Annotated in this window: 17 protein-coding genes; 14 read left to right on the forward strand and 3 right to left on the reverse strand. The window is 73.0% G+C overall.

The features are described from left to right. Nucleotide 1 precedes the first annotated feature (1 nt). Entirely contained in the window at nt 2-1,078 is a 1,077-nt protein-coding gene (locus D1648_RS02300) for a MauE/DoxX family redox-associated membrane protein (protein ID WP_122939199.1), read from the reverse strand. A 135-nt stretch (nt 1,079-1,213) separates the two neighbouring features. Here D1648_RS02300 and D1648_RS02305 point away from each other — a divergent pair, with 135 nt between their 5' ends. From D1648_RS02305 to D1648_RS02325, 5 genes are all read left to right on the forward strand, one after another. Further along, complete coding sequence (locus D1648_RS02305) at nt 1,214-2,647, forward strand: aldehyde dehydrogenase family protein (protein ID WP_122939200.1); 1,434 nt, start codon at nt 1,214-1,216, stop codon at nt 2,645-2,647. 279 nt (nt 2,648-2,926) lie between these two features. Next, nucleotides 2,927-4,249 carry a M48 family metallopeptidase gene (locus D1648_RS02310; protein WP_122939201.1) on the forward strand — a complete coding sequence of 441 codons (1,323 nt, stop codon included), beginning with the start codon at nt 2,927-2,929 and terminating at the stop codon, nt 4,247-4,249. A 109-nt stretch (nt 4,250-4,358) separates the two neighbouring features. Further along, on the forward strand, nt 4,359-5,789 hold the full coding sequence (locus tag D1648_RS02315; RefSeq protein ID WP_122939202.1) for an MFS transporter: 1,431 nt from the start codon (nt 4,359-4,361) through the stop codon (nt 5,787-5,789). Between the two features lie 119 nt (nt 5,790-5,908). Continuing rightward, entirely contained in the window at nt 5,909-7,072 is a 1,164-nt protein-coding gene (locus tag D1648_RS02320) for a hypothetical protein (protein WP_122939203.1), read from the forward strand. Nucleotides 7,073-7,209: 137 nt separating this feature from the next. Beyond that, nucleotides 7,210-8,283 (forward strand): hypothetical protein, encoded by a 1,074-nt coding sequence (locus D1648_RS02325; protein WP_122939204.1) that lies wholly within the window; start codon nt 7,210-7,212, stop codon nt 8,281-8,283. Nucleotides 8,284-8,313: 30 nt separating this feature from the next. Here D1648_RS02325 and D1648_RS02330 read toward each other — a convergent pair whose 3' ends face one another. Continuing rightward, nucleotides 8,314-9,828 carry an MDR family MFS transporter gene (locus D1648_RS02330; protein WP_122939205.1) on the reverse strand — a complete coding sequence of 505 codons (1,515 nt, stop codon included), beginning with the start codon at nt 9,826-9,828 and terminating at the stop codon, nt 8,314-8,316. Between the two features lie 343 nt (nt 9,829-10,171). Between D1648_RS02330 and D1648_RS02335 the strand changes: the two genes are divergently transcribed. Then, nucleotides 10,172-10,909 carry a transglycosylase family protein gene (locus D1648_RS02335; protein ID WP_122939206.1) on the forward strand — a complete coding sequence of 246 codons (738 nt, stop codon included), beginning with the start codon at nt 10,172-10,174 and terminating at the stop codon, nt 10,907-10,909. 15 nt (nt 10,910-10,924) lie between these two features. On the opposite strand, the gene D1648_RS02340 is transcribed toward D1648_RS02335, so the two are convergent. Further along, the gene (locus D1648_RS02340; RefSeq protein ID WP_122939207.1) at nt 10,925-12,223 is read right to left on the reverse strand and encodes a hypothetical protein; all 1,299 of its coding nucleotides are present in this window, start codon (nt 12,221-12,223) and stop codon (nt 10,925-10,927) included. Nucleotides 12,224-12,506: 283 nt separating this feature from the next. Between D1648_RS02340 and D1648_RS02345 the strand changes: the two genes are divergently transcribed. From D1648_RS02345 to D1648_RS02380, 8 genes are all read left to right on the forward strand, one after another. Continuing rightward, a complete protein-coding gene (locus D1648_RS02345; RefSeq protein ID WP_164518549.1) occupies nt 12,507-13,550 on the forward strand; it encodes an ATP-grasp domain-containing protein in 1,044 nt (347 codons plus the stop codon). Nucleotides 13,551-13,783: 233 nt separating this feature from the next. Beyond that, complete coding sequence (locus tag D1648_RS02350) at nt 13,784-15,754, forward strand: nucleoside-diphosphate sugar epimerase/dehydratase (protein ID WP_122939208.1); 1,971 nt, start codon at nt 13,784-13,786, stop codon at nt 15,752-15,754. Between the two features lie 2 nt (nt 15,755-15,756). Then, complete coding sequence (locus D1648_RS02355; RefSeq protein WP_122939209.1) at nt 15,757-16,920, forward strand: DegT/DnrJ/EryC1/StrS aminotransferase family protein; 1,164 nt, start codon at nt 15,757-15,759, stop codon at nt 16,918-16,920. Then, on the forward strand, nt 16,917-18,062 hold the full coding sequence (locus tag D1648_RS02360; protein ID WP_122939210.1) for a sugar transferase: 1,146 nt from the start codon (nt 16,917-16,919) through the stop codon (nt 18,060-18,062). The genes D1648_RS02355 and D1648_RS02360 overlap by 4 nt, the downstream gene beginning before the upstream one ends. Further along, nucleotides 18,059-19,285, forward strand: coding sequence for a GNAT family N-acetyltransferase (locus tag D1648_RS02365; protein WP_164518550.1), 1,227 nt, complete (start codon nt 18,059-18,061; stop codon nt 19,283-19,285). Before D1648_RS02360 ends, D1648_RS02365 begins: the two co-directional genes overlap by 4 nt. Nucleotides 19,286-19,296: 11 nt before the next feature. Next, a complete protein-coding gene (locus D1648_RS02370; protein ID WP_164518551.1) occupies nt 19,297-20,502 on the forward strand; it encodes a peptidoglycan bridge formation glycyltransferase FemA/FemB family protein in 1,206 nt (401 codons plus the stop codon). Further along, nucleotides 20,499-21,743 carry a sugar transferase gene (locus D1648_RS18005; RefSeq protein ID WP_241155323.1) on the forward strand — a complete coding sequence of 415 codons (1,245 nt, stop codon included), beginning with the start codon at nt 20,499-20,501 and terminating at the stop codon, nt 21,741-21,743. The genes D1648_RS02370 and D1648_RS18005 overlap by 4 nt, the downstream gene beginning before the upstream one ends. Then, on the forward strand, nt 21,740-22,876 hold the full coding sequence (locus D1648_RS02380; RefSeq protein WP_164518552.1) for a glycosyltransferase: 1,137 nt from the start codon (nt 21,740-21,742) through the stop codon (nt 22,874-22,876). Before D1648_RS18005 ends, D1648_RS02380 begins: the two co-directional genes overlap by 4 nt. The last annotated feature ends 103 nt before the right edge of the window (nt 22,877-22,979 follow it).

Consider the following 22,979-nt stretch of genomic DNA (forward strand, 5'->3'; position numbering starts at 1 on the left):
CTCAGTCGACCTGCGCGGGCAGCTCCCCGCCGGCCCGTGCCTCCGCCAGCTGCTCCCGGATCTCCTCCACGAACTCGATCACGGCGGTGCCACCGGCCACGGGGCCGCCGGCGAGCTGCCCGTCGGCCCCCAGCAGCACCGCGCTCGGGGCGCTCCTCCCGCCGAGCACGGTGCGGGCGGTGAACTGCGGATCGTGCAGCGCGTGTCCCTGGACCCGGTCGGTGGTGCGCTCGCGCAGCTGGTCCAGCGGGCGGGAGAACACGAAGCGCACCTGGAGGGTGTCCTCGAGCGCGCCGATCCACTCCTCCGCGTGGTCCAGCACCCGCTCGCAGGGCCCGCAGCCCTCGGAGACGAAGATCAGCAGCGCCGCCCGATGCGCGGTGAGCTGGGTGAGGGTGATCAGCCGCCCGTCCGTCTGCTGCAGCACCGCCGCCGGGATCGGGGTGCGCTCGTAGTCCAGCAGCTCGTCCTCGGCGTCCGCGCCCTCGTCGGGGGCGGTGGTCGTGGCGGGGGAGGGGGCGGAGGAACCGCTGCCGGCCGCCTCCTCGTCGGCCGCTTCGTCGGCGGAGCTGCCGCCGATCGTCAGCGCTGTCAGCACGATCGTGATCAGCAGGGCCGCGCCGAAGCTCACGATCGTCAGCGGCGCCTGCACCAGCACCGTCGTCATGATGCCGCTGCCGGCCGCGACGACCGTGAGCAGCCCCAGCGCGCTCAGCACGATGTTCCGCCCCAGCGTGGCGCGGGAGACGGTGGGGGAGGCGAGGGTGCCGAAGCACGAGCAGCGCACCTGCTCCTCGAAGGTCAGCGCCCGGGCGATGATCACGAGATAGGCGAGCATCAGCAGCGCCGCCAGAGCGGCGAGCAGCACCTGGATCGGCGGCGCCGGGAGCCACAGCCCGAGCGCGAGCACGATCTCCGCCACGGGCAGGACCGAGGCGACCGAGGCGTGCATCGTCGGCAGCGGTAGGCGCAGCGAGCGCATCGCATCCTGCGTGCCCTCGCGCGCACCGAGCTTCGCGAGCCCGGAGATCAGCAGGGTGATCGACAGCAGGATCGGTGCCGCCAGCAGCACAGCCATCGTGGAGCCTCTCCCGCCGGCCCGGCCCTCGGGACGACGTCGCCGTCCATTGTCCGGTATCAGCCCCTGCCGGGTCAGGGCACGCCCATCCGTTCGCCCACGGCGCACCCGCCCCGTCGGTCCTACCCTGGGTCCATGCCGACCGACGCGCATCAGGCCGCTCCCGCCCCTCTCGACGCCGTCCGGCGCGGCGAGGTCCTCGCCGACGTCGCCGCGCTGCGGGACTCCTTCGAGGCCGGGACCACCCGCCCGCTCGAGGCGCGGCTCGCGCAGCTCGACGCCCTCGCCCGCGGGCTCCGCGCCGAGCGTCCCCGCCTGCTGAAGGCCCTCGAGCAGGACCTCGGCAAGTCCCGCACCGAGTCCCTGCTGACCGAGCTCGGTGTGGTCGGCCAGGAGATCGCGCACCTGCGCAGGAACCTCCGCTCCTGGCTGCGTCCGAGGAGCTTCGGGCCCGGCATGCTGCTAGCCCCCGCGAGCGGGCAGATCCGCCGCGAGCCCCTCGGGACCACGCTGATCATCTCGCCGTGGAACTACCCCGTGAACCTCGCCCTCGCCCCGCTGATCGGGGCGATCGCCGGCGGGAACACCGCGCTGCTCAAGCCCAGCGAGGTCGCTCCCGCCACGTCGGCCGCCCTCGCCCACCTCGTGCGCGCCCACCTCGACCCGGCCTGGGTGCGGGTGGTCGAGGGCGCCGTCCCTGAGACCACGCTCCTGCTCGAGCAGCGCTTCGACCTGATCTTCTACACCGGCAACGGCGCCGTCGGCCGCATCGTCGCCCGCGCCGCGGCCGAGCACCTCACTCCCACCGTGCTCGAGCTCGGCGGGAAGTCCCCGGTGTTCGTCGACGAGGGCACCGACCTCGCCGCGACCGCGCGCCGCATCGTGTGGGGGAAGTTCACCAACGCCGGGCAGACCTGCGTCGCCCCCGACCACCTCATGGCCGCCCCCGCCACGATCGACCGGCTCGTGCCCCACCTGCGCCAGGCGACGACCGCGCTCTACGGCAGGGATCCGCGCCGCTCCCGCGACTACGGTCGGATGGTGAACGAGCGGCACTTCGACCGCGTGCTCGCGCTGATCGACGACGACAAGACCGTGCTCGGCGGCACCGCGGGCGCGGACCGCGAGACCCGCTACCTCCCGCCCACGATCATGACCGGCGTGGACTGGAACGACCCGGTGATGGGCGAGGAGATCTTCGGACCGGTGCTGCCGCTCCTCGCCGTCGCCGGCCCGGACGAGGCGATCGCCCGGATCCGGGCGGGCGAGAAGCCGCTGACCGCCTACGTGTTCAGCCCCCGGCCCGAGATCGAGGAGCGCTTCGCCGAGGAGACCTCCTCGGGCTCCCTCGCCCTCGGCCACACCCTCGCCCACCTCGGCTCGCAGACCATGCCCTTCGGCGGCGTGGGGGGATCCGGCACCGGCGCGTACCACGGCCGGGCGAGCCTCGAGGCGTTCACCCACGCGAAGCCCGTCGTGAGGAAGCCGCTGCGCCCCGACACGCTGCGCCTGGTCACCCCGCCGTACACGACCTGGAAGCGCGGACTGCTCGGGCGGCTGTTCCGCTGAACGGCACGGCGCCCGACCCTGCCCCTCGGGTGCGGAGCGCCTTGCCTGCCGGTCGACCTCCGACGGCCGGTCGACCCCCGTCGGCCGGTCGACCCCCGTCGGCCGTTCGTCGGATCCCACCGCGACGAACGCCCACGGACCCACCTCCCTGCGTCCATGATCGGTCGTGACCAGTGCGATCGGTGATGCACGTCGGCGGCTGCGGGTCTACGGTCGGTCCATGGCCCGTACGGGCCTGCCGATCCGACCCCCATGAGCCCCGCGCTCGAGGAGCCCCTCATGACCGTCCCGCCCCCTGCTGCGCCCTCACCCCCCGTGCCGCCGCGGAAGCCGTCGCTCGTCAACGGCGCCACCACCCACGGCCTCCTCGGCCGCCGCCGCATCCGCCACCCCTGGGAGCTGCCCCTGCTGGGAGTGGGTGTGGCCGCGACGCTGCTGAGCTATCTCGCCTGGGGCGGGGCGATCGCCGGAGCGATCTGGCTCTACGCCGCCGAGGGCGAGGCCGCGGTGACGAAGGTGTGGGACTACGTCTCCGTGCTCCCGCTCGTGGTCCAGCTGGTGTTCCTGCTGCCCCTGCTGCCGCTGATCATCTGGTGGGTGCGTGCGATCCTGTACGCCCAGCTGCGCGCCACCTCCGTGCGGATGAGCCCCACCCAGTTCCCCGAGGGGTACCGGATGGTGGCCGAGGCCGCCGCGCGGTTCGGGATGCGCAACGTCCCCGACGCCTACGTGACCATGGGCAGCGGCGTGGTCAACGCCTTCGCCTCGGGCCACGGCTTCCGCCGCTTCGTGGTGGTGCACTCGGACCTGTTCGAGATCGGCGGCCAGGGCCGCGACCGGGACGCGCTGAAGTTCGTGATCGGCCACGAGGTGGGTCACCTCGCCGCCGGTCACGTCTCCTACTTCCGACTGCTGTTCAGCAACATGCTCTCTCTGATCCCGCTGCTGGGCCCGGCCTTCTCCCGCTCCCAGGAGTACACCGCCGACAACTTCGGCTACAGCTTCGCCCCCGAGGGCTCCGCGGGCGTGATGGGCCTCCTCTCCGGAGGGAAGTACCTGAACGCCGAGGTCAACGTGCACGAGCTCGCCGACCGTGCCGCGACCGACCCGAGCCTCTTCGTGCACTGGGTCAACTGGGGCTCCTCCCACCCGATCACCACCTGGCGCGCCCATGCCCTGCGCGACCGCTCCAAGCCCGGCGCGCTGTGGATCCGCCCCAAGGGGCATCTCTACGACTCGCCGCTGCCGGCCGGGCACCGCTGGTCCTCGCAGTACCCGAGCCCCGGTGAGGCGCTCGCCCTGCTGGACCGGGCGAGCCGGATCCGGCCCGCCGGCTACGGCGAGCAGTTCGGCCGCTTCACGGGCGTGCCGACCCCCCAGCGGCCGACGGCGCGGGCCGTCCAGACCGCGACGCCGCTGCTCAGCGGGCGCTCCGGCTACGTCATCCCGCCCGGCCCGTACAGCGATGACGCCCGCGGTCCGCGGGCAGGCGCGCAGGCGAGCTCCTTCGCCCCGCCCGCGCCGCCCGCCCCGTCCGCACAGCAGGGACCGCACGGGCCCGGTGCCGACGGCTCAGGCCAGAGCCCGTCGCAGCCGTCCTGACCCGCACCGGCCGGGCGGCTCCCCGTCGGCGGGGGATGCCCGTCCGCCTCGGTGTCCCACCGGTCACCTCGCCCTCCACAAACCTGCACTGAGTGCATATGGTGTCGAGGTGATCCCCGACTACAGCGCGCCGGCCCCTGCGGTGCGTCGCAAGCCCCTGCTCGCCGTCCTCCTCGCTCCCCTGTTCATGGCCCTGATCGCCGTGAGCGTCATCAACGTCGCCCTCACCGCGATCGGCGAGGGACTCGAGGCGGACACCGGCTCGCTCCAGTGGGTCATCTCCGGCTACGCCCTCTCCTTCGCGATCCTGCTCGTCCCCGCCGGGCGGGCGGGCGATGCGACCGGGCGGCGACGCATGTTCGTGATCGGCGTCGGGATCTTCACCCTCGGCTCCCTGCTCTCCGGCCTCGCCCCGTCCGTCGAGATCCTGAACCTCGCCCGCATCCTCCAGGGCATCGGCTCGGGGCTGCTGAACCCGCAGACCGTCGCCCTGATCCAGCAGCACTTCCGCGGACAGGACCGCGCCCGGGCCTTCGCACTGCTCGCGACGACCGTCGCCGTGGCCACCGCGATCGGCCCCGTGATCGGCGGGCTCCTGATCCAGCTGCTCGGCCCGAACTGGGGCTGGCGCTGGATGTTCCTGATGAACGTCCCCATCGGGATCGTCGCCGTCCTCGGCGCCCTCCGCTTCATCCCCGACGACCGCGCCCGCGGCAGGACCCGCCCCGATCTCGATCCGGTGGGCACGATCCTGCTGTGCCTGGCGATCCTCGGGATCATGCTGCCCTTCCTCGAGCGGGGCGTGAGCGCCCTGGTGTGGCTGTCCTTCCCCGCCGGCCTGCTGGTGCTGGGCCTGTGGTGGACCTGGGAGCGGAGCTACAAGGGCCGCGGACGCGCCCCGATGGTCGACACCGCGATCTTCGCCAACAAGGCGTTCCGCAACGGCATCCTCATCGTCTCGGTGTACTTCCTCGGCGCGACGAGCATCTGGATCATCGTGCCGCTGTACCTGCAGATGCACCTCGGCCACACCGCCTTCGAGGCCTCCCTGCTGGGGCTGCCCTCCTCGATCGCCGCCGCGATCAGCTCCCAGGTCGCGGGCCGCTACGTGCTCACCCTGGGCAGGCGCATGGTGATCGCCGGATTCGGCGTCGCCTTCGTGGGACTGCTGGGCACGACGCTGCTGGCCGGCTTCGTGGAGTCCGGCGCGCTCGCGTTCTGGTGGCTCGCCGCGCCGCTGACCTTCATGGGCCTCAGCCAGGGAATGACCATCTCCCCGAACCAGACCCTCACCCTGAACTCCGTGGACCCGCGCTTCGGCGGGGTCGCCGGCGGCATCCTGCAGCTCGGCCAGCGCCTCGGCGCCGCGATCGGCACCGCGATGATCCCCGGCATCATCTTCTCCCTCACCGTGGGCGGGACCGAATGGCTCGAGGCGTTCACGATCGCGCTGGTGATCATCATGGCGCTCACCCTCGCCGCGATGGGCGTGAGCTTCGCCGACCGCGCCCGCGAGAAGTCGGCCCCCGGGGCGCTCTGAGCCACCTCGCCGGGCGCCGCTCGGAGCCCCTGGTCGACGCCGCGGGGTGGGCGTAGCCTGAACCGCACCACCGGCGGCCGACGGTCCTTCCCGGGCCAGCGCCGCCGGGACCGGGAGCCATGGTGCACCGCTCGCAGCGCTCACGCCCAGGACGCCCCCTCAGCACCGGCTGGGGAGACGGCGCCCAGGGCACGGTCGTGCATTCGACGCTCGAATGGTCCGGCATCCCGGCCGGCGGCCCCGCGCGGCCGCCCGACGTGCCGAGAGCCGCAGGGCCCGACGAGGCCCCGGCCGACGCTCCCCGGCACGTGCGCGGCGTCCTCGCCGAGATCGCGCTCCTGCTCGTGCTGGTCCTCGCCCTGCCGCCGCTGCTCGTGGGCGGCGCTCCCGCCGAGACGACCGCCCGCCGCGTGCTGCAGGCCCTCGTGGACGGCGACATCGCCACCCTCCAGGAGCACCTCGCTCCCGCCGGGGACGCACTCGACATCGCGCTCGCGCCGGAGGTCATCGCCGCGACCGCGGCGAGGATCGACCGCTTCGCCGTCCTCGAGGTCCGCACCGGCCAGGGCCACGCCGAGGTCGATGCCCGGCTGCGCGTCGGCGGCCGCTCCCTGACCACCACGCTCCACCTCGTGCAGGAGGGGCAGGGCCCTTGGCCGTTCCGCACCTGGAGGCTCGAGCCGCTGACCCTCCCCACCGTGCAGGTCGCGATCCCCGTCGGCGCCGCGCAGCTGCGCGTGAACGGTCAGCTGCTCACCGTGCCGGACGCGGCTCGTCCCCGCGGGGCGGAGGGGCTCGGCGTCATCACCCTGCGCGTCCTGCCCGGGCTCTACGAGATCGAGGCCCCGAGCCTCGGGGACCTGCTGGACCCGATCCCCGTGCGCGTGAACGTGCCGCCGCTGCTCAGCCCGTGGACGTCCGTGCTGCTGCAGGCCGGGTACGCCCTGACCGACAGCGGCGAGCGGGAGCTGGCCGAGCGGATCCGCGCCTCCCTCGAGACCTGCCTGACCAGCACCTCGGCACGTCCTCTCGGCTGCCCGATCGCGGCGCCCGGTGCGGGTGCTCGACAGGGGGACTGGAGGCTCGTCGCTCCGCCCGAGATCAGCGCCCCCGGCGGATGGATGGGCACCTACACGGCCTACGCCCGCGGCGGCGTCGCCGAGTTCACCGTCCCCGCCGCCGCGCCGGGGGAGGAGCCGCGCCGATATCGGATCGCCGTGGACGCCCGCGCCGTCAGCACGCTCGATCGTGGAGGAGAGCTCGTGACCTCGTGGGAGCGGTGAGCCGAGGGCGGCCCGGCCGCTGCGGGGTAGCCTTCCGGCAGGCATCGACGCGGTCAGGGGGCGCAGTGGGGCGCAGCAGAGGGCGGGGAACCGGCCGGATCATCGCCGCCGGATGGGACGGTGCCGAGGACGAGGACGTGCCGTACGACGCGCGGAGGGAGTCATCGGCCCCCTCGCCCGCCCGCGACGGGCGCGCCGGGACCCCGACCCGCCGTCGGCGCTGGTGGCCGGCCGGGGGGATCGCAGCTCTGCTGGTGCTGGTGCTCGTGCTGCCGTCGGTGCTGGTGGGGCAGCGCTCGCCGGAGACCGAGGCGCGCAGCTTCCTGCAGGCGATCCTCGACGCCGACACCGACACGGTGCGCGAGCACATGGCGCCGCCCGAGGACGGCGCACTCGACGTGGGTCTCACCGACCAGGTCCTGCTCGCCGCCACGGCCCGGGCGGACAGCTTCACCCTCGAGGGGGCGCAGATCCGGGGCGACCATGCGGAGGTCACCGCCTCGCTCGGCCTCGGTCGTCGCACCGAGGAGGTCACCCTGCACCTCACCCGGCACGGCACCGGGGTGCTGCGCCGCCCGGTCTGGGAGCTGGACCCCGTGGCCGTGCCCATCCTGCGCGTGCTGCTGCCCGTCAGTGCCACCTCCGTGCTCCTCAACGGCGTCGAGGTCGACCTGCCTCCCGGAGCGCGGAGCGACGAGTTCCTCGGCACGGGCGAGGTGCGTCTCGCGCTCCTCCCCGGCGTCTACGAGGTCAGCGCCCCCGAGGGCGGCCCGGCCGTCACGCCCGTCACGACCCGGGCGAGCCTTCCTCCGCTCCTGGACGCCTGGACCACCGGCCCGATCGACCTGTCCTACGAGCTCACCGAGGAAGGTGTGGAGCAGGTCGACGCCCTGGCGAGCGAGCTGCTCGCCGACTGCGTGCAGAGCACCTCGCCGCATCCGGAGAGCTGCCCCTTCACCGCCCCCGAGCACGTCACGGCGAACGGGGAGTGGGAGGTCCTCACCCCGCCGTCCCTCCACGCCCTCTCCGGGCAGATGGGGACCTACGAGTTCGTGGCCCTCGACGGCGTCGCCGAGTTCACCGTCCGGGGCGGGGGCGGGGAGGAGGCCGTGCACCGTGTCCCCGTCGAGGGGACGGGGTTCGCGATGATGAGGCACGACGAGCAGATGGTCGGCGGCTGGTTCCAGGAAGGGGGCGGCGTCGTCTTCTGACGAGCGGCCGACGCGCTGCGCACGCCCTGCTCAGCCGGGGACGACCCTGTCCTCCGACCCCGTCGGCCCGGCCTCCACCGGCTCCTCCCCGGCGTCGGCCGGATTGCGGCGGATGAACAGCGCGATCACCACGGTGACCAGGCCGAGCGCCGCGGAGATCGTGAACGACGCCGAGGTGCCCGCGGAGATCCCCTCGAGCTCCGAGGCGCCGCCGGTCGTGGTGCCCGCCGCGATCCGCGCCATCACCGAGACCATCAGCGCGGCGCCCGCCGCTCCCGCGACCTGCTGCACCGTGCCCACGATCGCCGAGCCGTGCGGGTACAGCGGCCTGGGCAGCGAGCCCATCGCCGTGGTCATCAGGGGCGTGAACACGAAGGCGAGCCCCAGCGACATCACCACGTGACCCACCACGATCAGCCACGACTGCTCCGGCACGCGCGACATGATCCCGATGCCCACCACCACGGCCAGCAGGCCCGGGACCAGCAGGGGCCGCGGCCCCACCCGGTCGAACAGGCGTCCCACGAACGGGGCGAGCAGCCCCATCGCCAGACCTCCCGGCAGCATCATCAGCCCCACCGAGAGGGTGGACAGCTCCAGCACCCGCTGCAGGAAGATCGGCAGCAGCACCACGACCCCGAACATCGAGCCCATCATCACCACCATCAGCCCCACCGCGACGGAGAAGTTGCGGCTCGCGAAGGTGCGCAGATCCAGCAGCGCCCGCTCACGACGCTGCAGCACCAGCTGCCGCCACACGAACAGCGCGAGCGCCACCGCCCCGACCCCGAGCGCGACCAGCGCCGCGAGCGGCGGACCGGCCGGAGCCTCCGCCGCCCCGCCGTGCCCGCCGCCGCTGATCCCGGTCAGCCCGTACACGAGCGGGCCGAAGCCGACCGCCGACAGCACCACCGAGAGCACGTCCGCGGGCTTCGGATCCGCCTCGGAGACGTTCTGGATGCGGCGCAGCCCGATCCCCAGCGCCAGCAGCGCGATCGGCAGCACCAGCACGAACAGGAACCGCCACGAGGCGAGGGAGAGGATCAGGCCGGACAGGGTGGGGCCGAGCGCCGGCGCGACCGAGATGACGATCGAGATGTTGCCCATGACCTGGCCGTGCCGCGAGGGCGGGACCAGGTTCATCACCGTGGTCATCAGCAGCGGCATCATGATCGCCGTGCCCGAGGCCTGCACGATCCGACCCAGGAGCAGCGGCAGGAACGTCGGCGAGACCGCGCAGACGAGCGTGCCCGCGGCGAAGGTCGTCATCGCGATGGCGAACACCTGGCGGGTCGAGAAGCGCCCCATCAAGAAGCCCGTGATCGGGATGACCACCGCCATGGTGAGCATGAACCCTGTGGTGAGCCACTGCGCGGTGGTCTCGGACAGGTCGAGGTCGTCCATGATCGGCGGCAGCGCGACCGACAGGATCGTCTCGTTGAGGATCACCACGAAGGCACTGATCAGGAGCAGGACGATGACGCTGCGGTCACGCGGGGAGAGCGCGGCGGCGGGAGGCGCGGCAGGGGCGGGGGAGCGGGTCACCGAGGGAGTGTAGGACGGGGCGGGGCCGACGGTGAAGGGAATACCCGCCGCAGCCGGGCCGGGCGGCAGGCTTGTGCTCGATAAATACATCCGCGTCATTCTCGAATGTCCCGAGAATCCCCAGATCTCGGTAAAGAGATCCCCTGCGGCGGGGAATCTTTCGGGTGCGAGCGCTTCCCCGCGCCCCGAGCCGCGTCACTGTGGAGACGTGCCCGCAGCGGGCGCGCAGGTCAGCGGGATCCCCGTCGGCCTCGGAACCCGCCGCACGGCCATCCCTCGACGCATTCCCCTCCGTATTTCCCCGTCCAGCCGCGTCGACTTCCCCGACCACGAGGAGCCTTCGATGTCTGCCACCCGCACCCCCACCCACCGCGCCCCCGGCCGGGCCGTCGCCTTCCGCGGCGTGCGCCTGGCCCCCAAGGTCGCGGCCGCCGCCGGAGGCGCCGCGGTCGTCGCCGGGCTGGGCCTGGCCGGCACCGAGAGCGCCACCGCCGCAGGCACCGTCTGGGACGAGGTCGCCCAGTGCGAGTCCGGCGGGAACTGGTCGATCAACACCGGCAACGGCTACTACGGCGGGCTCCAGTTCTCGAGCTCCACCTGGAAGGCCTTCGGTGGGGGCGAGTACGCGAGCACCGCGAACCAGGCCACCAAGGCCGAGCAGATCGCCGTCGCCCAGCGCACCCTGCACGCCCAGGGCCCCGGCGCCTGGCCCACCTGCGGCAAGAAGGCCGGTCTCACCAAGGCCAACGGCGGCGCCGACCCCAACGCGCAGCCCGGCGGCTCCTCCGCCCCGGCCCCCGAGAAGCCCGGCACCGGCGCCGGCCTCGTGGTCGACGGCAAGTTCGGTCCCGCCACCACCCGCGCCCTCGAAGGATGGGTGGGCGTGAAGCAGGACGGCTCCCTGTCCACCAGCGACATCAAGGCCCTGCAGAAGAAGGTCGGCGCCGTGCAGGACGGCAAGATCGGCGCCGAGACCACCCGCAAGCTCCGCGCCGCGATCGGCTACGGCGACAACGGGGTGTGGGACTTCCGCACCAACTACGCCACCGTCAAGGCGCTCCAGCAGTACCTCAACGGCTGAGCGCCGGGGGCGGGGTCAGCTGCTGCGGATCGGGTGCTCCGCGAGCTCCCCGCCGTCCAGCCAGCGGTTGCCCTGCAGGTAGTCCGCCACGCCCCAGCGACGTCGCACCTGCGTGTACCGCCCCTTGCGCCGCACGTGCACCGCGGGCAGGAACTCGATGAAGGTCGACTGGTAGCTCATCGTGTACGCGCCCACCGTGGACAGCACCAGGCGGTCGCCGACGGCGAGGGCCGGCGCGTCGTGCAGGCGCGTGATCCTGTCCTCCTCCATGCAGGTGAACCCCGCGATGATCTGCTCGGGCAGGGTGTCGCTCGAGGCGGCGGACACGCGCTCGTCGTAGCCGCGCCGACGCCGGAACAGCGGATCGACGTCGGTGCGGCTCGCGTCGGTGATCACGAAGCGGCTCGCGCCGACGTCCTTCACGTCCAGCACGCTCGCATGGAACTCGACCGGCACCGCGATCAGCGAGCCGCCCGGCTCGACGATCAGCTGGGTGCGCTCAGGGTCGACCACCCCGGCCACCGCCTCGCGGATCGTGCGCACGTAGTCGGCGAAGGTGGGGGAGCCGTCGACGCTGCCGAAGAAGCCGCCGCCGATGTCCAGCCAGTCCAGGTCCAGCCCGCGCGAGGAGGCGATCCCCGCCGCGACGCTCGCCGCCGCCTCGTACACCCCCAGCGACTGGGTCGCGGAGTTGCGATGCATGTGCAGGCCTGCGATGCGCACCCCGGCGGCGGTGAGCTCCTCGATCGCGGCGTCGAGCTCGCCGTTGTCGGCGTTGAAGCCGAAACGGCTGCCCTCCTCGCCGGTGGTGGACTCCCCGGGGCGCAGCGCCTCCAGGTCCCAGTTCACGCGCAGCCCCACCGCGAGCGGGGCGCTGCCCGGCGCACCGGCCAAGTCCCCGTCGGCCGCGCCGCCGGCCGAGCCGCCCGCCAGCTCGCGGGCGAGCTCCGCCGTCCAGGTCACCTCGCGCTTCGCATCGAGGTTGATGATCGAGCCCGCCCGCAGCGCCGCCCGCAGCCGGCCACGGCCCTTGATCGGCCCGTTGTACACGATGCGGTCCGGCGCGTAGCCGAGCGCGAGCGCGAGCTCGTATTCCGCATCGGAGACCACCTCCGCCCACACATCCCGCGCCCGCATGTACGAGATCAGCCAGGGCAGCGAGTTGGTCTTGAAGGAGTAGGAGAGGATCGAGCGCGGCCAGTGCTGCGCGAGCGCGTCCGCGAAACGGTCCACGAAGCCGTCGAGCACCTCCCCGTCGATGACGAAGGCGGGCGTCTGCGGCGCCGGCTCGCTCTCGGACTCCCATGCGGTCATCAGGGCGCTCCTCGTCCTTCTCTCTCGGGGGTTCGCTCGTCGGCGCGCCGCTGGGGCGGGGAGACGAGGCGGGGTCTCAGACCACACTAGCTGGGAGCGTGCTGGATGCGACAGGCGTCCAGTGAAATCCGATATGCGGTGGAATGTCCGATCCGGGGCGGAACGGTGCATGATGGGTGCGGGCGGGCGGAGCGACCGCGCGCCCTCGTGTGCGGAGGGACCGCACACCGCGGGGGAGGGGCGCTGCGGCCCGCCCTGCTCGGAGCGCGAGGAGGAACGGGCTGTGGACTCAGACCCCACGATGATCATCGGTTCGGCGGGACGGCGTCTCTACCTCATCGACTGGTTCCGCGAGGCCTTCGCGGACCTCGGCCTCGAGGGGCGCGTGGTCGTCACCGAGAACGACCCCACCAGCGCCGCCGCGAGCTACGGTGACATCGGCCGGAGCCTCCCGCGCTACGCCGACCCCGCCTACGGCCCGGCCCTGCTCGAGCTCGTCGATGAGCTGCGACCGAGCCTGTTCCTCTCCGTGAACGACTACGAGCTCATGCACCTCCATGTCGCCACCGATCTCGCCGAGCAGCTGCGCGAGCGCGGCGTCCTCGTGCCCGGCGTGGACCGCGCCTGGCAGCTCGGCTGCGCCGACAAGCTCCGCATGGCACAGCTGCTCGAGGGGATCGGCGTGCCCACCCCGCGCACCGTCACCGGCGACGACGAGGCGGGCATCGCCGAGATCGCCGCCACCTCCGAGGGGCTCGTGGTCAAGCACCGCCTGGGCAGCGCCTCCTCCGGGCTCGCGCTGGTCACTGCCGACGGGGTCCGCGCCGCGGTCGACGCCGCGATCGCCTCCGCCCCCGCCCCGGCCGACGGTTCCGCGCCCAGCGGGCAGGACGTCGTGGTCCAGTCGCGCCTGCCCGGCCGCGAGCACGGCGTCGACATCGTCGGCGACCTCCACGAGCCTGGGGCGCTGCGCGCCGTGCTCGCCCGACGCAAGGTGCGCATGCGCGCCGGCGAGACGGACAAGGCGGTCACGGTCGACCCCACGCCCTTCATCGGCAATGCCGAGCGGATCGCACGCGCCGCACGGCTGACGGGGCTGGTCGACGTCGACATGTTCCTCGCCGAGGGCGGGGAGCCCTCCGTCATCGATATCAACCCCCGCTTCGGCGGCGGTTACCCCTTCGTGCACCTCGCCGGCGCCGACGTGCCCCGCTACTACCTCGCCCGCGCCCTCGGCCTCGAGATCGGCGAGGACTGGCGCGAGTACTCCCCCGGCGTCGTCTCCGCCAAGCACGAGAGCGTGCGACTGACCGCCGCCGGCATCTGACGGCGCCCGTCGCCCGGTCCACGACGCGCCGTCCCCTCCAGGGGGCGGCGCGTCGTGCTGTCCGCGAGCTCGCGACGGACCGTCCTGCGGGTCACCTGTCGGACTTTTCCGGATCCGACTTCCCAAGCGAGCGAAACTGACGTACGGTACGAACCGTCACAAGGCGGGCAAAACGGACATTCGCGACGACAGCGCAGGTCCGAACGGTTCGCACCACCGGAAGAGGGGGAGTCGTGTCCATCATCTCTCTGCACGCCGTCCTGCGGCCCGCAGGTCCCAGCACTCGTCGAGGCGCCCACGAGGGCGACCCGGACGCCGAGCGGGACTCGCTCGTGGACCGGGACCTCCACCCCGCGCCGGTGCCGTTCATCGTCATCGACTCGGTGATGTGGTTCCTGGGCCTCTGGGCGGCCTCTGCGCTGCGCCTCGAGACCCCTTCCCTCTCCTTCGGCCTGGCCCTCGACGGCGCCGGCACGCCCCTGTTCGGGCTGCTCGTGCTCACCGCGATCGCCGTCGCCGTCTACACGCTCCTGGCCCGCGCCGTGCGCCTCCACCAGGGCCGCCACCTCGTGGGCAGCTTCGAGGAGATGCCGCCGCTGGCGATGGTCGCCACCGCCTCCGCCCTCGTCGTCACCGTCGCCAACGCCGTGTGGCCCGAGCAGATGCTCCCGCTGACCGCGCCGGTCATCGCCGCGCCGCTGGTGATCCTGGCCGCCGCGACCGTGCGCTACCTGGTGCGGGTCCTGGCGCTGCGCACCCTGCGCGCCCTTCGCGAAGCCGAGCCCTCCCGCGCCCTCATCGTCGGCGCCGGCGACATCGGCCGCGCCCTGGCCGACTCGATGCTGCGCGACCCCTCCTCCACCTGGGACCCCGTCGGCTTCCTCGACGACGACCCGCGCAAGCGCCACCTGCGCCATGCGGGCGTGAGCGTGGCCGGCACCACCGACCAGCTCCGCTCCGCTCTCGAGCGCACCGGCGCCGACATCCTGATCATCGCCACCACTCACATCACCGCCGAGACCATGGCCGGCCTGACCGGCGTGGCCAAGGAGCTGGACCTGCCGGTGAAGATCGTGCCGCCGCTCGGCGAGATGATCGACGGAGTCCACCACCGCGACCTGCGCGAGATCCAGCCGGCCGACCTCCTGGGCCGTCGCCCCGTGACGACCGACCTCTCCACCATCTCCGAGATGCTGCAGGGCAAGACGGTGCTGGTCACCGGCGCCGGCGGCTCCATCGGCTCCGAGCTGTGCCGCCAGATCGCGGACTTCGGGCCCTCCGAGCTCGTGATGCTCGACCGCGATGAGTCGGCCCTGCACGCGCTGCTGCTGTCGATGAGCGGCACCGCCGACCTCGGCAGCGACAACATGGAGCTCGCCGACATCCGGGACGCCGAGCGGCTCGACGCCGTCTTCGCCCGGCACCGGCCGGACGTCGTCTTCCACACCGCCGCGCTCAAGCACGTCAACATGCTCGAGAAGGCGCCTGACGAGGCCTTCAAGACCAACGTCATGGGCACCCACAACGTGCTCGAGGCCGCGGACCGCCACGGCGTGGAGCACTTCGTGAACATCTCCACCGACAAGGCGGCGGACCCGCACAACGTGCTCGGCTACTCCAAGCGCATCGCCGAGGGGCTCACCGCCCACAAGGGCCGCACCGCCGGCCACGGCACCTGGCTCAGCGTCCGCTTCGGCAACGTGCTCGCCACCCGCGGCTCCGTCATCCACACCTTCATCGCCCAGATCGAGCGCGGCGGCCCCGTCACCGTCACCGACCCCGAGGTCACCCGCTACTTCATGACCGTCTCCGAGGCCGTCCAGCTCGTTCTCCAGGCCGCGGTGGTGGGCGAGAGCGGCAAGGCCCTCGTGCTGGACATGGGCGATCCGGTCCCGATCGTGCAGCTCGCCCAGCAGCTCATCCACGCCTCGGGCAAGGACGTCGAGATCGTCTTCTCCGGCCTCCGACCCGGGGAGAAGCTCCACGAGGACCTCTTCGCCCCCGGCGAGGACTCCGCGCTGACCTCCCACCACCTCATCCGCGGCGTGCCCGTCGTCCCGGTCGCCGCCGAGGAGCTGCCCGCGCAGCGCTCGCTGCTCAGCGACGCCCAGCTCCTGGAGGCCATGACCGCCGTGTGCGGCGCGATGGAGACCCACGAGCCCGCCGCCGCCCCCGCGGCCACCCCGATGGCGGTGGGGTTCTGACCATGGCACGCATCCTCATGTCCGGCCCGGACGTCACCGACCTCGAGCGCGAGGCCGTCGCCGAGGCCTTCGCCTCCGGGTGGATCGCCCCGCTCGGCCCCGCCGTCGACGCCTTCGAGGCCGCGATGGCGGAGCGGATCGGCCGCAGCCACGCCGTCGCCCTCGCCTCCGGCACCAGCGCCCTGCACCTGGGCCTGCTCGCCTGGGGCGTCGGCCCCGGGGACGTGGTCCCCACCTCGACGATGACCTTCGCCGCGACCGCGAACGCGATCAGCTACACCGGCGCGACCCCGTACTTCGTCGACTCCGACCCCGAGACCGGGCAGATGGATCCCGAGCTGCTCGGGCGGGTGCTCGCGCGCCTCGGCGAGGAGGGCGTGCCCGTCCCCGCCGTGGTCCCCGTGGACCTCCTGGGCAGCTGCGCCGACCACACCCGCATCGTCGAGATCGCCCACGCCGCCGGTGCGAAGGTGCTCGTGGACTCCGCCGAGTCCCTCGGCGCCCACCACGCCGGGCTGCCTGCGGGCAAGCACGGCGACGCGGCGATCTTCTCCTTCAACGGCAACAAGGTCATGACCACCTCCGGCGGAGGGATGTACCTCACCGACGACGAGGCCGCCGCCGCCCGGGTCCGCCACCTCGCCACCCAGGCACGCGAGCCCGCCGTGCACTACGAGCACCGCGACATCGGGTTCAACTACCGCCTCTCGAACCTGCTGGCCGCGATGGGCAACGCCCAGCTGCGCCGGCTCGACGGGATGATCGCCCGCCGCCGTGTGCGCCGCGAGGCCTACGCCAGGATCGTCGAGGACGTGCCCGGCGTGGAGGTCTTCCAGCGCGACGGCGACGAGCAGGACAACTGCTGGCTCACCGCGCTCGTGGTCGACCCCGAGCTCGCCGGGACGGACGCCGCCGCGCTGAGCACCGCCCTGACCGCGGCGGGCATCGAGAGCCGGCCCCTGTGGAAGCCGATGCACCTCCAGCCCGTCTTCGCCGGAATCCCCGCCGAGGTCACCGGCGCCTCCGAGCGGCTCTTCCGCACCGGCCTCACCCTGCCCAGCGGCTCCGCGCTCAGCGAGGAGGAGTGCGCGCGGATCGACGCCACGCTCCGCGCCGCCCTCGCCGCCCACGAGATCGCCCCGCCCCTGACGGAGGCCGCGACATGACTGCTCCGGGCGCACCGGGCCGGGGCCGGAGGGCTCGCGCGATCGTGGGCCCGATCCAGCACCTGAGCCCGATCCGTCTCTCCCCGGCGCAGCGGGGCTACCTCCGTCGCCGTCGCCGGGCCGATGCGGTCCTCGGCGGCATCGGGCTCGCGGTCTCCGCGCTGCCCATGCTCGCGATCTCCGTCGGCGTGCTGGCGACCATGGGCCGCCCCGTGCTGTTCACCCAGGAGCGCATGACCCAGGACGGGCGCATCTTCCACCTGCGGAAGTTCCGCTCGATGCGACACGTCGCCCCGGACGGCTCTGACGACGACGCCGCACGCCTCGTCCCGTTCGGGCGCCTGCTGCGCGAGACCAGCCTCGACGAGCTGCCGAGCCTGTGGAACGTGGTGCGAGGGGACATGAGCCTCGTCGGCCCCCGCCCGCTGACCACCGACTACTTCGGCCGCTACAGCGCCGAGCAGTTCGCCCGCCATACCGTCCCCGCAGGGCTGACCGGCTACGCCCAGGTCCATGGCCGCAACTCCCTGGCCTGGGACGACCGCCTCACGATGGACCAGGAGTACGTGCGCCGGGTCGGGCTCGTGCTCGATCTGCGGATCCTCGCCGCGACTCTCGGCGCGGTGCTGCGCCGACACGGCGTGACCGACGAGGGCGGCGTGTCCATGGCCGACTTCCCCGGCCCTCAGTCCACGACCGACCTCGAGCTCGAGGGTCCGGACGTCGAGGGCGCCTGGACCTGCCGCGACCGCGACGACCGCAGCATCCTCGAGGGCACTGCGACGCTCCTCGAGCCCGGGCTCGTCCAGCTGCGGATCCGCCCGGGGGCGGGAGCCGTCAGCGCCGAGGCGCAGCTCCTGGACGAGGCACTGCTGCTGCTGGCGAGCCGCCTGCGGGCGGTGCACCGGGCGGAATGGGCCTGCCTCGCGCCCGGCGAGGAGCCGCCCCCGGCGCTGGCCGCCTCGCTCGCCCGCAGCGGGTACGCCGCCCCCGGCGCACCCGTCCGCTATCCCACCGCCGACCTCCCGCCCGTCGCGGTCCCCGACGGGGCGCCTGCCCTGATCGCCTTCCTCGGCCTGCCCGAGGAAGGGTTCGCCCGCCCCTATCCCCTGTCGACCGACTCAGAGGTGAGCCCCGAATGAGCATCTCCACGAGCATCTTCGAGAGCATCGTCTGCGACTTCGGCCCCGAGGCCGCCCACGCGGCCGGCCGGATCCTGGAGGATCCGCCGGACGTCGTCTTCGAGGTGCTCGACGGTGCTGATCCCGTCGAGCGCCGCCGCTGGACGGAGGCGTGGGAGCGAGCCGGCCAGTGCGACCTGTTCACCCACCCCGACTACATCGAGGCCGTCGCCGGCGAGGGCGAGCGGCCGATGTGCGCGGTGATGACGATGTCCGACGGCATCGAGGTGTACTACGCCTTCATCGTCCGCCCGATCACCCACGACGCGGCCGGGAACCCCCTGGACGAGGAGCTGCACGACCTCTACACGCCCCTGGTCTACGGCGGCCCGCTCGGCTCCGGCGTGGACGAGGCGGCGATGGCGACCTTCTGGGCCGCGATGCGCGAATGGGCGCACGAGCACGGGATCGTCAGCGAGATCATCCGCTTCACCCCCGTCGAGAGGCACCGCCTGCCCTATCCGGGCACGCTGCGCGAGCAGGCACCGCACATCGTCGTCGACCTCGACGGGTTCAGCGAGGAGGACGTCATCGCCGCGCTCCACAAGAGCGTGCGCCGCCGCTACCGCAAGGCGCTCGCGGAAGGCATGACCCTGCGCGTGGTGCGCGACGAGTCCGGGATCGCCGACTTCCTGCCGATCCACGCCGAGACGATGCAGCGCCGCGGCGCGCACGAGAAGTTCCACGTCAGCGCCGACTTCCTGCGCATGATCCATCGTGCGGTGCCCGGCCAGGTCGCCTACGTCTTCGCCGACGTGGACGGCGTGCCGCAGTCCGCGGAGATGATCGTCTTCCGCGACGATTCCAGCTATGCCTACATCGCGGGGACCCTCACCGAGGCTCTCGCGGGGAACGCGACCACCCTCGCCGCCGTCGGCGCGATGCTCGTCGCCCGCGAGGCCGGCAGTCGGGAGCACAACCTCGCCGGCGGCATCACCAACACCGTCGACGACAGCCTGCTGCACTTCAAGCGAGGCTTCACCCGGGACGGCGACCGCGCCTACTTCACCGGTGAGCAGGTCTTCCTGCCCGAGACCTATGAGCGCCTGTGCGCCCCCGCCCAGGAGCATCGCGAGCAGTGCACGTTCTTCCCCTTCTACCGCGCCTACTCGCGCCGGGACGACGGTCACGCAGTCCCTGACCAGGGCGCGCGGCCCACCGCCACCGCCGGGGACGCGGACTGAGGAACCGGGCCGTGCGCGCCGCCGCCCCGACGAGGGGCGCCCGCACCACCGTGCGGAGCATCGACGAGAAAACCTACTGGGACTACCTCGGCGCCTCCCCCCACGCGGGCTACCAGCAGAGCCCGCAGTGGGGGAGGGCCCGCAGCCGGGAATGGCACCCCGAGCTCGTGGGCTGGTACCGCCAGGACGGGACGTTGACCGGGGTCGCCCTGATCCGCACCCGCGACCTCCCGTTGCTCCACCGCAGCTTCGCGATCGTGCCCCAGGGGCCCGTGCTCGACTGGGAGCACGGGGACCTCCCCGAGCTGCTCGAGGCCCTCCGCGCCTACGCCCGGACGCGGCACATCTTCACGCTCGTCGTCGTGCCCCCGCTGTCCCTGCGCGGTTGGGGCCCGGCGACCGTCAAGGCCGCGCTCGCCGAGCCGGGGACGACCCTCTGGTCGCAGGTCGCACCGGACCGGGAGGACCCCATCGGCCGCCGCGCGAGCGAGGCCCTGGCCCAAGCGGGATGGCACCACCTGCCCCAGGGCGGGGTGCTCGACTCCACCCAGCCGCTGTTCAATGTGTGGATCCCGCTGCGCGGCCGCACCGAGGAGCAGGTGCTCGCCGGCATGACCCGCGCCTGGCGCAAGAACATCCGCAAGGCCGAGCGGGACGGCGTCGTCGTGGTGAAGGGGACGCGCGAGGACCTCCCCGCCGTGCAGCGCCTGTACACCGAGACCGCCGAGCGGCAGGGCTTCGAGACCCACCCGCTGGAGTACTTCGAGGCGATGTGGGACGCGCTGGCCGGCGAGCAGCCCGGACGCTTCCACCTCCACCTCGCCCTCCACGACGGGGACCTCCTGGCAGCCAACGGCACCGCCCAGGCGGGCGGCCATGCGCAGGGGATCTTCGCCGCGAACGGCAGCCTCAAGCGCCGGATCAAGGCCTCCAACGCTGTCTACGCCGAGATCATCCGCCAGGCCCGGGCCGACGGCGCCGACGACCTCGACATCGGCGGGGTCGCGGAGTCGCTCGAGGCCGATGGGCCCGAGGCCGGCCTGCTGCTGTTCAAAGCGGACATGGGCGGGGAGGTGCGCGAGTACGTCGGAGGCTGGGAGCTCGTGCTCTCCCCGCTGCTCCATGCGGTCTTCACGCGGCTCCTGTCGCTGTACTCCCGAGCACGGCACCTCACGGATCGGGTGCCACGGACCATCAGAGGAAGGAAGTGGTGGTGAACACCCTTCGACGCCCTGCCTACGCGGGCCCCGTCCAGCGCGTGCGCCCCGTGCGCCTGACCCGCAGGCAGCTGGCCTATCTCCGCCTGCGCCGCAGGATCGACGTGGTGCTCGCCCTGGGCGGACTCGTCCTCGCGGCGATCCCGATGGCGCTGGTCGCGATCGGCGTGCGGCTCACCATGGGGCGGCCCGTGCTCTTCGCCCAGGAGCGCATGACCCAGAGCGGCAGGATCTTCACCCTGTGGAAGTTCCGCTCGATGCGCCATGCAGGGGCGCCGGGGAGCGACGAGGACGAGGACCGCCTGGTGCCCTTCGGCCGGTTCATCCGCAACACCAGCCTCGACGAGCTGCCGAGCCTGTGGAACATCGTGCGCGGAGACATGGCCCTGGTCGGTCCGCGCCCGCTGCCCACCTACTACCTGGGCCGCTTCGGCGGAGAGCAGTTCGCCCGGCACACCGTCCCTGCGGGCCTGACCGGCCACGCGCAGGTCCACGGCCGCAACGAGGTCGAGTGGGACGCGCGGATGCAGCTGGACCAGGAGTACGTCCAGCGGCTCGGCCCGCTCCTGGACCTGCAGATCCTCCGCGACACCGTCGGCGTCGTGCTCGGGCGTCGCGGCGTCCAGTACGAGGGAGGGCTGACCGCGAGCACGGACTTCCCCGGCCCGCAGTCCACTGCCGACCTCGAGCTCGAGGGGCTCGGTCCCGACGGGAGCTGGCAGTGCCGCGACCGGCAGGGACGGGTGCTGGTGCAGGGTACGGTGCAGGTGCTCGGCGGCGGTCTGGTGCTGATCGCCATGATCGCGCTCGGCGTCGAGGCGGTCACCGGCGGGGTGCTGCTCGAGGAGTCGATCCTCCTGCTGATCAGCCGATTGCGCGCCCGCGAACGGGTCACCTGGGTCGGTCTCGCGCCGGAGGTCGAGCCGGCCGCCCCGTTGCGCGAGGCCCTCGAGCGCAACGGCTTCGTCGCGCCGGGCTCGGGGAGCCGCTTCCCCACCGACGAGCACCCGCCCGTGCTGATGGACGGCCGGGCCCCGGCGCTGCTCGCCTTCGTCGAGCGGCCCCAGGCAGGGTTCCCGCCGCCGGCGCCGCTGGTGTCGATGTGGCCCGGAGGGGACCCTTCCGCGCCGCCCCTGGACCATCTAGAGTGGAACACCCGCGAACTGGACAAAACGGACATCGGGCTGATCGGGTCGGAAGCGCCGCCGCTCAGCTCCTGTGGAGAAGGAGACCTGACGTGACTGGAAGCGCCGTGACAGGAAGCGCGGAGCCGAAGCCCCAGGCGGCGCCGTCCTCGTCGGACCCGAGGGTCGATGCCCCCGTGATCGGCCTGCTCACCTCCGTGGGGGAGACGCTCGATGCGTTCTTCCTCGAGATCGCCGAGCGGTGGCGGGAGCAAGGTGCGGTCGTGGAGAGCGCCGCCGGCTCCCTCGCGGAGACCTTCGAGGACGCTGCGGTGCTCCCCTCCGTCACCCGCAGGCCGGCCCTGCGCAACCGGCGCGCCGGCGCCGAGCTGCGCGAGTGGGTGCGCGCCAAGGGGATCGACGTCGTCATCACCAACACCGCGACCGCCTCGATGCTGGTGCGCACCGCCGGGGTGGGGGTGCCGGTGGTGTACTTCTGCCACGGTCTGCACTGGAACGGGGACCGCCTCGCGGATCTCCCCTTCCGGCTCGTCGAACGCGCCCTCGTGCGCCGCACCGACGGCATCGTGTGCATCAACTCCGCTGATCAGGAATGGTTCGACCACCACGCCGCGAGCACGCCGCGCCTGCGCCTGCTGGGCGGGGTGGGCCTGGACACCGAGCGCTTCGTGCGTCGGCAGGACGGTGCCTGGCGCGAGGGGGAGGAGCCGCTGCGCCTGGTGTGGTGCGGGGAGTTCTCCCTCCGCAAGAACCCGGCGGCCGCTGTGGAGCTGGTCCACCACCTGCGCGATCGCTGCGTCGATGTCACCCTCGACATGCTCGGCACGGGCGAGCTGTTCGACGATCCGAGCTCGCGCAGCGAGATCGAGGGGCTCGTGCGCCGCCACGGCGTCGCCGATCCGGTGCCGCACTTCGAGCGCTCGCACGTGCTGGTGCAGACGTCCCGGTGGGAGGGCCTGCCTCGGGTGGGCCTCGAGGCGATCGCGATCGGGCTGCCCACCGTGGGCTTCGATGTGAAGGGCGTGCGGGACCTGCCCGCCGTGCAGCTCGCCCCGGAGGACGACATCGCGGCGCTCGCCGATCGGGTGCTCAGCGCCGCGCGCGGCGAGGGGCCGACGCTCCCGGATGCCGCCACGCTCTCCTACGTCCACGCCGCGGACGCCCTGCTGGAGTTCGCGCAGTCCGTGCGCTCCGGTCGCTTCCCCCGCGGCCGGGTCTACGCCGCCTGAGACCCGGGCCTGCCGGTTCGCCGGAGGTGGGCCGGGCCGGCGGCTCACAGCGACCGGCGGGGGGGCGGACGACGAAGTCCGCTCCCGCCGCCGGTGTGCTCGT

Origin of the sequence: Brachybacterium sp. EE-P12, from assembly GCF_003711805.1 — a bacterium.
In the GTDB taxonomy this organism is placed as follows: domain Bacteria; phylum Actinomycetota; class Actinomycetes; order Actinomycetales; family Dermabacteraceae; genus Brachybacterium.